This window comes from Rhodococcus sp. NPDC060176 (assembly GCF_042728675.1).
GTDB lineage: Bacteria > Actinomycetota > Actinomycetes > Mycobacteriales > Mycobacteriaceae > Rhodococcus_F.
Genome location: NZ_JBHWYS010000006.1, coordinates 174,250 through 187,171 on the forward strand (window position 1 = coordinate 174,250; position 12,922 = coordinate 187,171).

The window sequence follows — 12,922 nt, forward strand, 5'->3', positions numbered from 1 at the left end:
AGAGGTCTCGGACTTTTGTGATTTAGTCAACCACTCTCTTGTCAGTCCTTTCAGGAAGGTATCTGCAATGAAACGCCGTTCCCGCACACTTCTCACCGCTATCGCGACCATGGGGGCCGTGGTACTCACAGCGTGCAGTGGTGGCTCGAGCGACACCGTGGGTGGTGACAGCGCTGCCAGCGACGGTAGCGCCGGCACGATCAACCTGTTCGCCTACGCCGTGCCGAAGCCCGGCTTCGACAAGCTCACCGCAGCCTTCCAGGCGACCGACGAGGGCAAGAACGTCAACTTCAATCCTTCGTACGGCGCCTCGGGCGACCAGTCGCGCAAGGTGAAGGACGGTGCCGAAGCCGACTTCGTCAACTTCTCCGTCGAGCCTGACATCACCCGCCTGGTCGATGCCGGTCTGGTCGATCAGAACTGGAACCAGGACGCCTACAACGGAATTCCGTTCGGATCGGTGGTCACCATCGTGACCCGTCCGGGCAATCCGAAGGGCATCAAGGACTGGGACGACCTGCTGCAGCCCGGCCTCGAGGTCGTCACGCCGAACCCGTTCAGTTCAGGCTCGGCCAAGTGGAACCTCTTGGCGCCCTACGCCGCAAAGAGCGACGGTGGCAAGAACCCGCAAGCGGGCCTCGACTACGTCACCGCCTTGGTCAATGATCACGTCAAGATCCAGCCCAAGTCGGGACGCGAGGCTTCGGAAGCCTTCCTTCAGGGCAGCGGCGACGTTCTGATCAGCTACGAGAACGAGGCTCTGTTCATCGAGGGCAACGGCGACCCGGTCGAGCACGTCACCCCGCCCACGACCTTCAAGATCGAGAACCCGGTTGCCGTGATCTCGAACAGCAAGGTCCTCGACAAGGCGACCGCGTTCAAGGACTACCTCTACACGACCGAGGGCCAGACGCTCTGGGCCGAAGCAGGATTCCGTCCCGTCGATCCCGCCGTCGCTGCCAAGTTCACCGACAAGTTCCCCGAGCCGACCAAGCTGTGGACCATTGCAGACCTCGGCGGCTGGAAGGCCGTGGACAGTGCACTGTTCACCAAGGACACCGGTTCGATCGCAGTGATCTACGACAACGCAACCAAGTAAGACTGACGTGACTGACACTATTGACCCCACCCCCGTGGCTCGTCGGCGAAAACTCGCGCGGGTCACGGGGAGTGTGGGGCCGCTCGGAATCGGAGTGGCCACCCTGTGGCTCTCCGTGATCGTTCTGCTTCCGCTCGCCGCGTTGACCGCCACCGCGTTCGACGAGGGGATCGCGGGATTCTGGGACGCTGTCACCGCACCAGTTGCCTTGGCGTCACTGCGCGTGACATTGCTCGTCTCGGTGATCGTGGCACTGATCAACGTCGTGATGGGCACGATCATCGCGTGGGTGCTGGTCCGGGACGACTTCCCGGGCAAGCGCATCGTCAACTCGATGATCGACCTGCCGTTCGCGTTGCCGACAATCGTGGCGTCGATCGTGCTGTTGTCCCTCTACGGCCCGCAGTCGCCGATCGACATCCACCTCAACGCAACTCAGCCTGGTCTGATCGTGGCGCTGGCTTTCGTCACCTTGCCGTTCGTCGTTCGCTCTGTGCAGCCGGTGCTGATGGAGGTCGACCGTGAGGTCGAGGAAGCCGCTGCATCGTTGGGCGCGTCCAACTGGACGATCTTTCGCTCCGTCGTTCTTCCGACGTTGGCGCCCGCCGTCATCTCGGGTGCGGGACTGGCGTTCGCCCGAGCGATCGGCGAGTACGGTTCGGTCGTCCTGATCGGCGGCAACATCCCACGAGTGACACAGATGACGTCGCAGTACATTCAGCAGCAGATCGAGATCGATCGTCCGACCAACGCCGCTGCCGTCTCGGTCGTGCTGCTGGTCATCGCATTCGTGACGCTGTTCGTCTTGCGAATCTTCGCTTCGCGCGGACAGCGACGTGAGGAGAGTTCCCGATGAACGTGTCCAGAGGATCGAAGATCGGTCTTCGGACCGTCGCGCTCGTCTACCTGTTCGTGTTGTTGGTCGTGCCGATCGGCGTGATCCTGACACGAACGTTCGAGAACGGAATCGGTCCGTTCTTCGAATCGATCACGACGCCTGCAGCCGTCTCCGCGCTGAATTTGTCGCTGATCATCGTGGCGATCGTGGTCCCGATCAATGTTGTGTTCGGTGTCGTCACCGCACTCGCGTTAGTCCGTGGGCGGTTCCCGGGCCGTGGAGTTCTGCAGTCGGTAGTCGACCTGCCGTTCGCGGTTTCGCCCGTCGTCGTCGGTGTGTCCTTGATCCTTCTCTGGGGCGCCAACGGCTGGTTCGGCGGGATCGAATCGTTGGGGTTCAAGGTCATCTTCGGCTTGCCCGGCATGGTGATCGCGACCATTTTCGTGACGCTTCCCTTTGTCGTCCGGGAGGTCGAACCCGTCCTGCACGAGATCGGCGACGAGCAGGAACAAGCTGCCGCGACGCTCGGTGCTTCGGGTTGGCAGACGTTCTGGCGGATCACACTGCCCGCGATCCGTTGGGGTCTGACGTACGGAATCGTGTTGACGGTGGCGCGTTCGCTCGGTGAATTCGGCGCAGTCATTATGGTCTCTTCCGGTTTCCCGGGGGTATCCCAGACGCTGACGTTGCTGGTGCATTCGCGATACATCGACGACCACAACACCTTTGGTGCGTATTCGGCGGCAACGCTGCTGATGGGCATCGCCATCATTGTCCTGTTGCTGATGACGCTGCTGGACCGTAAGAGGAGCACCACATGATCACAGTGACCGGGGCCCGCAAGAACTACGGTGATTTCGCGGCACTCGACGACGTGACGGTCGACATTCCTTCGGGTTCGTTGACGGCATTGCTGGGGCCCAGTGGCTCGGGAAAGTCGACTTTGCTGCGTTCGATCGCCGGGCTCGAAGAACTCGATTCGGGAACCATCACCATCGCAGGCAAGGACGTCACCGGCATCTCGCCGCAGAAGCGTGACATCGGTTTCGTGTTCCAGCACTACGCCGCGTTCAAGCACATGACGGTGCGGGACAACGTGGCGTTCGGGCTCAAGATCCGCAAGCGCCCGAAGCCGGAGATCGAGAAGAAGGTCAACGAACTACTGGGGATCGTCGGCCTCGACGGCTTTCAACATCGGTACCCGGCGCAGCTGTCCGGTGGTCAGCGTCAGCGCATGGCGTTGGCGCGCGCTCTGGCTGTCGACCCGCAGGTTCTCCTGCTCGACGAGCCCTTCGGTGCGCTCGACGCGAAGGTCCGTGCCGACCTGCGCACGTGGTTGCGTCGCCTGCACGACGAAGTGCACGTCACCACCGTCCTGGTCACCCACGACCAGGAAGAGGCGCTCGACGTCGCCGACCGGATCGCAGTGCTGAACAAGGGGCGAATCGAGCAGATCGGTGAACCTGCCGACCTGTACGACCGCCCGTCCAACGACTTCGTGATGTCCTTCCTCGGGTCCGTCGCGAAGCTCAACGGGCAGCTGGTTCGTCCGCACGACATCCGCCTCGGCCGCGATCCGAGCATGGCTCTCGCTCAGGAGTCCGGAACGGCCGAGTCCCTCGGCGTCACACGCGCAACCGTCGAGCGCGTCGTGTACCTCGGCTTCGAGGTTCGGGTCGACCTGCGCAACGAGGCAACCGGTGAGCTGTTCTCGGCTCAGGTCACCCGCGGTGACAGTGCAGCGCTGCACCTCGAGGCAGGGGAGACGGTGTACGCCCGGGCAACTCGGGCTCCGGATCTGCCGGAGACCCCGGTGTCGACGCCGGTGCAGGAGCCGGTCACGGTGAGCGTCGTCGGCCAGGTTTGACCTGCTCGCCCTGCTTGCGCTGTCTGCCCTGTTGCACCCCCACCCCTGTTTGAGCGAACGGCACTTTCGGTCTACTGAAGGCGCCGAAAGTGCCGTTCGCTCAGAAAAAAATCGGGTGGGGCAACAGCGAGACAGGTTCAGCCCTCGCGGCAAACGAGGACCGGGCACTGGGCGTGGTGGATCAGGCTCTGACTGGTCGAACCGACTATCGACGCCATGAACGGACTGCGTCCGTGGCTACCGACGACTACAAGCTGCGCCTCCGCTGAATGCTCGAGCAGCGCCTTCATCGGTCCGCTTCGTTGGACGCTTCGGGTGACTTCGACGTCGGGGTACTTCTCGGTCCAACCGGCAAGGCACTCGGACAACAGTGCATGCTCATGCTGTTCGTACGGACCCCAGTCGACGAAGCGCCTGGCTTCGGAATAGCCGCCGAGCGAGGCGTGCTCGTTCCACGTGTGGACCGCCACCAAAGGTGCGCCGAGGAACGCGGCAAACTCGAAAGCATGCGCGACGGCGAGTTCGCTGAGCTTGCTCCCGTCGACGCCGACGACGATGGGCCTGGTGTCGGCCATCGCGTGATCACCCGTTCCTCGGAATACGGCCACGGGACAGTGCGCACGGTTGACCACCCGAATGGTGTCGGATCCGAGAAACACGGACTGCATTTCGCTGGTGCCGGCCTGACCCAGTGCAACGATGCGCGCCGACTTCGAGAGTTCGACGAGTGTGGTTGCGGGAGTACCAGTCACGAGGCCGCGTTCGATGGTGACGTCGGTGTGATCATCACGGATGGCGTCCTCGGCCTCGTCGAGTAATTTTGCACCCTCGACGCGAAGGTGGTGGTCGAACATCTCTTCGTCGGTGACGTTGGTACCTCCACCGGACTCGGGTTGTCCTGGCAGCACGTGGGTCAGGCGAAGTGGTTCGTCGAATCTCTTTGCAGCCGATGCTGCCCACCTCGCGGCGTTGACCGCGCTTGCCGAGCCGTCGATACCGGCCACGATTCCGTGTCGAACAGGTGCACTGGTCATGGAAGTCTCCTCGCGTCGCCTCCTTACCAGTGTGTCCCTGCTCACCCCCGGTTCGCTACAAACTGGTCAGCTCCCGTGGTGCGAGAACGTCGGTGGGCACTGCTGCGCGAGATCGGCGCGGGCGCAACGACAACAGAGCGGTGATGAATCCGTTACCGGGCAGTGTCAGTTCAACGTTCTTCAACACGGTTCGGCGCATCAATGCGAGCAGGGCTGCGACGCCGGTGACCGCCATCCACATGGGCAGCGGGTACAGCGTCAGGCGTTCACCCAGGCCGAAGGTGAGGGTTCGTCCGAGAAGCAGTACGGCGCCGACGATTCCGGTGGCCGCGCACAGTCCCGACCACACTGCGATCCACCTACGATGCTGCCAGAAAGATATGGCCATGAGTACGAGAACTGCGTGCCGGGCGACGAAGCCGGGGAGCACGGCAGTCCAGTGAACGAAGGTCCCGTCGTTGGCCGGGAACAGGCCGGTGGCTGCGGTGCTCAGTGCAACGACGACGGCAAGTCCGAGAATCCACTTCTTCGCACGACCGTCCGGAATGTACTTGTGCAGCAAGGCCGCACCGAGGATGGTGAGCGCACCGAGGATCATGAACGCAGCGTTCATGACATCGTGCATCGGCGAACACGAATCCACACTGCATGTCGTCACACCGAGCGAACTGATGGAGTCGCGCGCGAAGCTGTACGGCGTCTTCCAGGCGCCGGCCGTGAAGATTTCGACAAGCAGGTAGAGCACCGACAGGACCCATGCGATGCCGGCTGTGCCGAGGCGAAGATTGTGAGTGATGGTGTTCCCTCTCGCGGCGCTCTGAGGGGATTGCACCCAAAGATCTGTTTCGCAGGCGAAGGAGGAACCTTCGCGAGCTGGACAGATCCAACACTACGGTAACAATCTGATAACGGCCTGTGAAACCGGATCAGGCGGAGCGGACCAGACGGTCGGGTAGTGCATCAGCGACTTGTCGGTAACGGTCGATCATCGTTTCGATCAGTAGAGAATGCCCACCGATCGTGTCGGTGAAACGTGCACTCGGACATGCCGTCGCGGCGGCAGCGCTCAGTCGATCGGTCAGTAGGCCGGGAGCCAAGAACCACGGTGCGATGACAACACGTTCGGCGCCGTCCTGCTCGAGTGCGGAGATCGCCTGGGCAACTGTCGGTTCCGCGGATGTCGCGAAACAGATTCGAACGCCCGACCAGTTGGTTCCGCCGAGGAGAGTGGACGCCAATTCTGCGGTCGCGGCATTGGCGCGCGCGTCGGACGAGCCGACTGCCGCAAGTGCGACACCGACCGACGGATCGTCCCGCCGGGCACCCGCTTCGAGAATTCGCTCGCGCACTGCTTCGATCAACCGAGCATCACGACCCAGTACGTCTGCTTGGAACACGGTCAGCTGGGGGTGGCGTGTCGCGGCAGCGGCCAAGAGCCCGGGCAGATCTACCCGAGCATGGAAGGCCTTGCCCAGCAGCATCGGAACAACAACGGCGTGAGTGTGGCCGTCGTGTGCAACTCCGTCCAGGACCTGATCGACGGACGGTGCATTGAGGTCGAGAAACGCCAGCCGGACATCGAGGTCTGGCCGGGCTTCACGAAGATCTGCCACAGCAGCCGCGATCACCCGAGCAGAACGGGGATCACGGCTGCCGTGCGCAACAGCAATGAGCGGAACCATCGACTTAGACGCGCTCGCCCAATTCGACGGCGGAGATGACGTCGCCGACCAGGCCGGCTGCGAGAGTGTTTCCACCCGCGGGATCGATCAGCAGGAAGCTGCCCGTGTGGCGGTTGACGGCGTAGTCGTCAGCCACGATCGGCTCGGCAACCCGGATCGAGATCTTCCCGATCTCGTTGAGCTCGAGAGTGTCCGGGCCCTGATCTGTGGTCAGGTCCTGCTCGTTGAAGCGCTCCACCAAGCTGCCCACGATGGCCCGCGTCGTACGCGTGCCGTGCTTGAGCAGCAGACGTGCGCCAGGGCGCAGCGACTTCTCGGCCAGCCAGCAGACAGTGGCGTCGAATTCGCCGATCGGCTCGGGTGCATCCGACGGCGAGGCGATGGTGTCGCCGCGTGAGACGTCGACGTCGTCGGCCAAGATCAACGTGACGCTGCGTCCCGCGTGGGCGACGTCCAGTTCGCCGTCGGCCGTGTCGATACGAGTGACGGTGGTGCGCGTACCCGAGGGCAGGATCACCACTTCGTCGCCGGGCACGACGGAACCGGCGGCAACCTGACCGGCGTAGCCGCGGTAGTCGAGGAACTCGGCGGTGCGGGGACGGATCACGTACTGCACCGGGAAACGCAGGCCGACGCGATGCGGCTCGGCGTCGACCGGAATCGACTCGAGGTGCTCGATCAGTGTGGGGCCGGTGTAGTACGGGGTCTTGTCCGAGCGGATCGCGACGTTGTCTCCGTGCAGCGCAGACACCGGGATCTCCACGACATCTTCGCTTGCCCAGCCCAGCGAGCTGGTGAGTTCGTTGAACTCGGCGGAGATGGAGGTGAAAACCTCTTCGGGGTTCTCGACGAGGTCGATCTTGTTCACGGCGAGAACCAGCTTCGGAACACCGAGGAGCGCGAGAACTGCTGTGTGCCTGCGTGTCTGTGCGATGACACCCTTGCGGGCATCGACCAGCAAGATCACGAGCTGCGCCGTCGAGGCACCGGAGACCGTGTTGCGGGTGTACTGCACGTGGCCCGGTGTATCGGCCAACACGAACGTGCGCTTGGGGGTCGCGAAGTAGCGGTACGCCACGTCGATGGTGATGCCCTGCTCGCGCTCGGCGCGAAGACCGTCCACCAGCAGCGAAAGGTCGGGGGTGTCGAGACCGCGGTCCACCGACGCGCGGGTGACGGCGTCGATCTGGTCGGCGAGAACGGATTTGGTGTCGTACAACAGACGGCCCACGAGGGTGGACTTTCCGTCGTCGACGCTGCCGGCAGTTGCCAGTCTGAGCAGATCGCTCATCAGAAGTAGCCCTCTCGCTTGCGGTCTTCCATGGCCGCTTCGGAAACTCGGTCGTCGCCGCGGGTCGCGCCGCGCTCGGTCAAACGTGATGCCGCAACCTCGGCCAGGATGGCCTCGTTGTCCGCCGCATCGGAGAGGACTGCGCCGGTGGTCGAACCGTCACCGACGGTGCGGTAACGCACCGAAAGGGTCTGCAGCTCTTCGCCGTCAGCCGGTCCACCCCAGACGCCGGGCGTCATCCACATGCCGTCGCGCTGGTACACCGGACGCTGGTGGGCGTAGTAGATGCTGGCGAGTTCGACGTTGTCGCGGGCGATGTAACGCCAGATGTCCAGCTCGGTGAAGTTGCTGAGCGGGAAGACTCGCACCTGCTCGCCGGGGGAGTGGCGACCGTTGTACAGGTTCCACAGTTCCGGGCGCTGCTTCTTGGGGTCCCACTGACCGAAAGCGTTGCGCAGCGAGAAGATCCGCTCCTTGGCGCGGGCCCGCTCCTCGTCGCGGCGAGCGCCACCGAAGACGGCGTCGAAGCGGTTCTCGGAGATCGCGTCCAGCAACGGCACGGTCTGCAGCGGGTTGCGGATACCGTCGGGGCGCTCGGTGAGGCGACCGTCCGCGATGTACTCCTCGACGCTCGCCACGTGCAGGCGCAGGTTGTACTTGGCCACCACGTGGTCGCGGAAGTCGAGGACTTCCTGCAGGTTGTGGCCGGTGTCGACGTGCAGCAGGGTGAACGGCAACGGCGCAGGCCAGAAGGCCTTGATCGCCAGGTGCAGCAGCACCGTGGAGTCCTTACCGCCCGAGAAGAGGATGACCGGGCGTTCGAATTCGCCGGCCACCTCTCGGAAGATGTGGATCGCTTCGGACTCGAGGGCGTCGAGAGTATCGAACTGTGTGCCGTCGAGCTGAGGACGTGAAGGTGTCAAGTCAACTGTCATGATGCGTGCAACCCGCATTCTGTCTTGGAGGCACCGGCCCAACGACCGCTACGCGGATCGCTGCCGGGGGCTGGCTTGCTGGTGCAGGGTGCGCAGCCGATGGACGGATATCCCTCGTCGACAAGAGGATTGACGAGGATGGAATGGGTGTCGATGTAGTTCTGCATCTCCTCGTCCGACCACGGAGCGATCGGGTTGATCTTCACGAGGCCGAAGGCATCGTCGAAGGAGATCAGGGGAGCATTGGCGCGGGTGGGGGCCTCGACGCGGCGGATGCCGGTCACCCATGCGCTGTATCCGGACAGTGTCTGCTTCAGCGGTGCGACCTTGCGCAAAGCGCAGCAGCGGTTGGGATCACGGGCGAACAGATCCTTGCCCTCGGCGACATCCTGCTCGGCGACGCTTGCCAGCGCACGCGCATTGATGACGTTGACGCCGTACACCTGCTCGACCGCGTCACGCGTGCCGATGGTTTCGGGGAAGTGGTAGCCGGTGTCGAGGAAGAGTACGTCGACGCCTGGATGAACCTGCGCAGCAAGGTGAACCAACACACCATCCTGCATATTCGACGCAACAATGTACGAGTCGCCGAACGTGTCCTCGGTCCACTGCAACAGTTCCTGTGCGTTGGCCCCGTCGAGTTCTACGGCACCGCGCTCGGCGATGGACCGAAGCTCGTCGGCAGTTGCTCGCGAAATGTCCACTGTCATCGCAAATCTCCTTCGTCTGCGCGCACTGCCCATTCGGCGAACCGTTCACCTTCGTTGCGGTTCTTCACGAACTGACGTACGACGCGGTCGATGTAGTCGCCCATCTCGACGCTGGTGACCTTGTGCTGGCGCAGCTTGCGTCCGAAGGCGCTGTCGAATCCGAGGCTGCCTCCCAGGTGAACCTGAAAACCCTCGACTTGATTCCCCTCACCGTCGTCGACGAGCTGGCCCTTGAAGCCGATGTCGGCGATCTGGGAGCGAGCGCAGGAGTTGGGGCAACCGTTGATGTTGATGGTGATCGGCACGTCGAGCTGGCTGTTGATGTCGGCGAGACGCTGTTCGAGTTCGGGCACGAGCACCTGCGAGCGCTTGCGTGTCTCGGCGAACGAGAGCTTGCAGAACTCGATGCCGGAGCAGGCCATCAGGTTCTTGCGCCAGTGCGACGGACGGGCGGGAAGGCCCAGTGCGTCGAGATCGGCGATGAGCGGCTCGAGGGTCTCGTCGGCGACGTCGAGGATGATCAGCTTCTGGTACGGCGTGAAGCGGATCCGGTCGCTGCCGGCCTTCTCGGCAGCGTCGGCGACCTGAGCCAGGATGTCTCCCGAGACGCGGCCGGCGATCGGAGCGAAACCGACTGCGTTGTGGCCGTTGCGAGTCTTCTGGATGCCGACGTGATCGATCGGGCGCTTGGGCTTCTCCGGCGCCGGGCCGTCGATGAGCGGACGCTTCAGGTACTCGGTCTCGAGAACCTCACGGAACTTTTCGATGCCCCAATCCTTGATCAGGAACTTGAGCCTGGCCTTCGCGCGCAGACGGCGGTAGCCGTAGTCACGGAAGATCGAGACGACACCCTCCCAGACGTCGGGAACCTCGTCGAGCGGGATCCAGGCGCCGACGCGCTGCGCCAGCATCGGGTTGGTGGACAGGCCGCCGCCGACCCAGAGGTCGAGGCCGGGGCCGTGCTCGGGGTGGTTCACGCCGATGAAGGCGATGTCGTTGATCTCGTGAACAACATCCTGCTGACCGGAGATGGCGGTCTTGAACTTGCGCGGCAGGTTGGAGTACTTGGGATCACCGATGTAGCGGCGCACGATCTCGTCGATCGCCGGAGTGGGATCGAGGACCTCGTCGAGCGATTCGCCGGCCAGGGGAGAGCCGAGGACGACGCGAGGGCAGTCACCGCAGGCTTCGGTGGTCTTGAGTCCGACGGCTTCGAGGCGCTTCCAGATCTCCGGAACGTTCTCGACTTCGATCCAATGGAACTGGACGTTCTCACGGTCCGACAGGTCGGCGGTGTTCCGGCCGAATTCCTTCGAGATACCGGCGATGGTGCGCAGCTGCTCGACGTTCAGAGCGCCGGCGTCGCAACGCACGCGCATCATGAAGTACTTGGCCTCGAGCAGATCGATGTTCTCGTCGCCGGTGAAGGTGCCGTCGTAGCCTTCTTCGCGCTGGGTGTAGAGACCCCACCAGCGGAAGCGGCCGCGCAGATCACCCTTGTCGATGCTGTCGAAGCCCTGCTTGGAGTAGATGTTCTCGATGCGGGCCCGAACGTTGAGCGGGTTGTCGTCCTTCTTGGCCTGCTCGTTGGCGTTGAGCGGTTCGCGGTAGCCGAGGGCCCACTGACCTTCGGCGCGACGCTTGGCAGGACGTGCGGCGCGGGCGGGCCGAGCTTCGGCGGGTGCTGCCGAATCGGCGGGTGTGGCGGCGTCGGTGGTCGACGTCATCGATGAACTCCTGGATCTGGGCGGTTGATCGGCACGCGGCACGCACTAGCGATGAACTGTGGCGGTGTCTGATCGGGACGCACCGGTCCGTGTCGGAAATCGAGGGGGCTGTCCTCGGTCTCGGAAAGCTCGCGGCCGGCAGGTGTGCTCACGAAAACGAACAGCTGGAGGAGCCGTCTCTGGAAGAGCTGTTTCGGTGAAGCAGATGGAGATGAGCGGGAAAGGCTGGAAGATCAGTGAAGGATCAACAGCTACACAGGTGCAGACACGACGAGCTGCACACACGCTTGAAGTCGACATGGCGACGCGCCACAAGTCGCACTCCGAGTCCGGTCATGCGGACCATTGTGCCACGTCAACTCGATAATTCCGACTCGGGGACATATTTCCACGAAAAATGGGGGAAATATCGAGTTCAAGCCACGTGCCGACCTGCATCGCAGGCTGAATAGGTGTGCATTCCGGATGCTGGGACACTGGAGTCGTGAATGCCACCAGTACGACTCCCACTCGACAGAGCGAGGCGACACCCTTCGCCTTGCCCGCGCGATCGCTCGAGGGTGTCGGGAAACGGCCGTTCGGGATCTACATCCACGTCCCGTTCTGTGCCACCAGGTGTGGGTACTGCGATTTCAACACCTACACGGCCGGTGAACTCGGAACCTCGGCGTCGCCGCAGTCGTGGTTGGAAGGTCTGCGGCGCGAACTCGATCTCGCAGCCGAGATGACGGGCGCCCAGGCGGCGGACACGGTGTTCGTTGGTGGCGGAACGCCGTCGCTGCTCGGCGGCGACGGACTGTCCGACGTGCTGTCGGCGGTGCGCAGCAGTTTCGGCTTGGCATCGGGCGCGGAGGTGACCACGGAATCGAACCCCGAATCGACCTCGCCGGAATTCTTCGGTGCTCTCCGTAGTGCCGGATTCACTCGGATTTCCCTCGGCATGCAGTCCGCGGCTCAGCACGTTCTGAAGATCCTCGACCGCACGCACACTCCTGGCCGCGCCGTCGCTGCCGCGAAAGAGGCTCGCGCAGCTGGTTTTTCGCATGTGAACTTGGATTTGATCTACGGAACGCCGGGGGAGCGCGATCAAGATCTGGACGCCTCACTCGATGCGGTTCTCTCCGCCGACGTCGACCACGTCTCGGCCTACGCGCTGATCGTCGAGGACGGCACCGCGATGGCTCGCAAGGTCAGGCGCGGCGAGCTGCCCGCCCCGGACGACGACGTGCTGGCCTCACGATACGAACGAATCGATTCACGCCTGGCCGAAGCGGGTTTGCACTGGTACGAGGTCTCCAATTGGGCAAAAGCGGAAACCGCGGACTCCGGTGACACCCGTTGCCGACACAACCTCGGGTACTGGGACGGCGGTGACTGGTGGGGTGCCGGACCGGGCGCGCACAGTCACGTCGGTGGAGTGCGGTGGTGGAACGTCAAGCATCCGGCGCGCTATGCGGAACAGTTGGCGCTCGGTGAACTTCCTGTCGGCGGCAGTGAAGAACTGACGGCCGAGGACGAACACATGGAGCGCGTCATGTTGACCGCACGCTTGCGTACCGGGCTTCCGCTTTCGGAACTGTCTGCATCCGAACGGGTTTCGGCCGAACAGGTGGTCGTCGACGGGTTGGCTGTGATCGAGAAAGATCACGTGGTTCTGACCGACCGTGGTCGCCTGCTCGCCGATGCGGTGATTCGCACGATCCTGACCTGACGCGCCACCATCCTTCGCCGCGTAATGT

12 protein-coding genes are annotated in these 12,922 nt (G+C 63.4%); 5 read left to right on the forward strand and 7 right to left on the reverse strand.

Features of this window, described 5'->3' with window-relative positions:
* Positions 1-67: 67 nt before the first annotated feature.
* From ACFWEM_RS25295 to ACFWEM_RS25310, 4 genes are read left to right on the forward strand one after another with little or no spacing between them, the layout of a single operon-like run.
* A complete protein-coding gene (locus tag ACFWEM_RS25295; protein WP_003944569.1) occupies positions 68-1,099 on the forward strand; it encodes a sulfate ABC transporter substrate-binding protein in 1,032 nt (343 codons plus the stop codon).
* Positions 1,100-1,106: 7 nt separating this feature from the next.
* Positions 1,107-1,955 carry a sulfate ABC transporter permease subunit CysT gene (gene cysT / locus ACFWEM_RS25300; RefSeq protein WP_378538127.1) on the forward strand — a complete coding sequence of 283 codons (849 nt, stop codon included), beginning with the start codon at positions 1,107-1,109 and terminating at the stop codon, positions 1,953-1,955.
* Positions 1,952-2,758, forward strand: a complete 807-nt coding sequence (gene cysW, locus ACFWEM_RS25305) for a sulfate ABC transporter permease subunit CysW (RefSeq protein WP_378538134.1) — start codon at positions 1,952-1,954, stop codon at positions 2,756-2,758. The genes cysT and cysW overlap by 4 nt, the downstream gene beginning before the upstream one ends.
* On the forward strand, positions 2,755-3,804 hold the full coding sequence (locus ACFWEM_RS25310; RefSeq protein ID WP_378538136.1) for a sulfate/molybdate ABC transporter ATP-binding protein: 1,050 nt from the start codon (positions 2,755-2,757) through the stop codon (positions 3,802-3,804). Before cysW ends, ACFWEM_RS25310 begins: the two co-directional genes overlap by 4 nt.
* Positions 3,805-3,941: 137 nt before the next feature.
* Here ACFWEM_RS25310 and ACFWEM_RS25315 read toward each other — a convergent pair whose 3' ends face one another.
* The 7 genes from ACFWEM_RS25315 to ACFWEM_RS25345 all read right to left on the reverse strand — a co-directional run bounded on the left by ACFWEM_RS25315 (position 3,942) and on the right by ACFWEM_RS25345 (position 11,183).
* Positions 3,942-4,838, reverse strand: a complete 897-nt coding sequence (locus ACFWEM_RS25315; protein WP_378538139.1) for a universal stress protein — start codon at positions 4,836-4,838, stop codon at positions 3,942-3,944.
* Between the two features lie 55 nt (positions 4,839-4,893).
* Positions 4,894-5,670 carry a DUF998 domain-containing protein gene (locus ACFWEM_RS25320; protein ID WP_378538141.1) on the reverse strand — a complete coding sequence of 259 codons (777 nt, stop codon included), beginning with the start codon at positions 5,668-5,670 and terminating at the stop codon, positions 4,894-4,896.
* Between the two features lie 94 nt (positions 5,671-5,764).
* Entirely contained in the window at positions 5,765-6,520 is a 756-nt protein-coding gene (locus ACFWEM_RS25325) for a sirohydrochlorin chelatase (RefSeq protein ID WP_378538144.1), read from the reverse strand.
* A 4-nt stretch (positions 6,521-6,524) separates the two neighbouring features.
* Complete coding sequence (locus tag ACFWEM_RS25330; protein ID WP_378538147.1) at positions 6,525-7,811, reverse strand: sulfate adenylyltransferase subunit 1; 1,287 nt, start codon at positions 7,809-7,811, stop codon at positions 6,525-6,527.
* Entirely contained in the window at positions 7,811-8,746 is a 936-nt protein-coding gene (gene cysD, locus ACFWEM_RS25335) for a sulfate adenylyltransferase subunit CysD (protein WP_007731054.1), read from the reverse strand. The genes ACFWEM_RS25330 and cysD overlap by 1 nt, the downstream gene beginning before the upstream one ends.
* Positions 8,743-9,456 carry a phosphoadenylyl-sulfate reductase gene (locus ACFWEM_RS25340; protein WP_378447884.1) on the reverse strand — a complete coding sequence of 238 codons (714 nt, stop codon included), beginning with the start codon at positions 9,454-9,456 and terminating at the stop codon, positions 8,743-8,745. The genes cysD and ACFWEM_RS25340 overlap by 4 nt, the downstream gene beginning before the upstream one ends.
* On the reverse strand, positions 9,453-11,183 hold the full coding sequence (locus ACFWEM_RS25345) for a nitrite/sulfite reductase (RefSeq protein ID WP_019749031.1): 1,731 nt from the start codon (positions 11,181-11,183) through the stop codon (positions 9,453-9,455). The genes ACFWEM_RS25340 and ACFWEM_RS25345 overlap by 4 nt, the downstream gene beginning before the upstream one ends.
* Positions 11,184-11,667: 484 nt before the next feature.
* Here ACFWEM_RS25345 and hemW point away from each other — a divergent pair, with 484 nt between their 5' ends.
* Complete coding sequence (gene hemW, locus ACFWEM_RS25350) at positions 11,668-12,894, forward strand: radical SAM family heme chaperone HemW (protein ID WP_378538154.1); 1,227 nt, start codon at positions 11,668-11,670, stop codon at positions 12,892-12,894.
* The last annotated feature ends 28 nt before the right edge of the window (positions 12,895-12,922 follow it).

Bases quoted from the DNA above. Each gene is read 5' to 3' on its own strand.
- ACFWEM_RS25295 (WP_003944569.1), top strand. From the start codon at position 68: ATGAAACGCCGTTCCCGCACACTTCTCACCGCTATCGCGACCATGGGG.
- cysW (WP_378538134.1), top strand. From the start codon at position 1,952: ATGAACGTGTCCAGAGGATCGAAGATCGGTCTTCGGACCGTCGCGCTC.
- ACFWEM_RS25310 (WP_378538136.1), top strand. From the start codon at position 2,755: ATGATCACAGTGACCGGGGCCCGCAAGAACTACGGTGATTTCGCGGCA.
- ACFWEM_RS25315 (WP_378538139.1), bottom strand. From the start codon at position 4,838: ATGACCAGTGCACCTGTTCGACACGGAATCGTGGCCGGTATCGACGGC.
- ACFWEM_RS25325 (WP_378538144.1), bottom strand. From the start codon at position 6,520: ATGGTTCCGCTCATTGCTGTTGCGCACGGCAGCCGTGATCCCCGTTCT.
- ACFWEM_RS25330 (WP_378538147.1), bottom strand. From the start codon at position 7,811: ATGAGCGATCTGCTCAGACTGGCAACTGCCGGCAGCGTCGACGACGGA.
- cysD (WP_007731054.1), bottom strand. From the start codon at position 8,746: ATGACAGTTGACTTGACACCTTCACGTCCTCAGCTCGACGGCACACAG.
- ACFWEM_RS25340 (WP_378447884.1), bottom strand. From the start codon at position 9,456: ATGACAGTGGACATTTCGCGAGCAACTGCCGACGAGCTTCGGTCCATC.
- ACFWEM_RS25345 (WP_019749031.1), bottom strand. From the start codon at position 11,183: ATGACGTCGACCACCGACGCCGCCACACCCGCCGATTCGGCAGCACCC.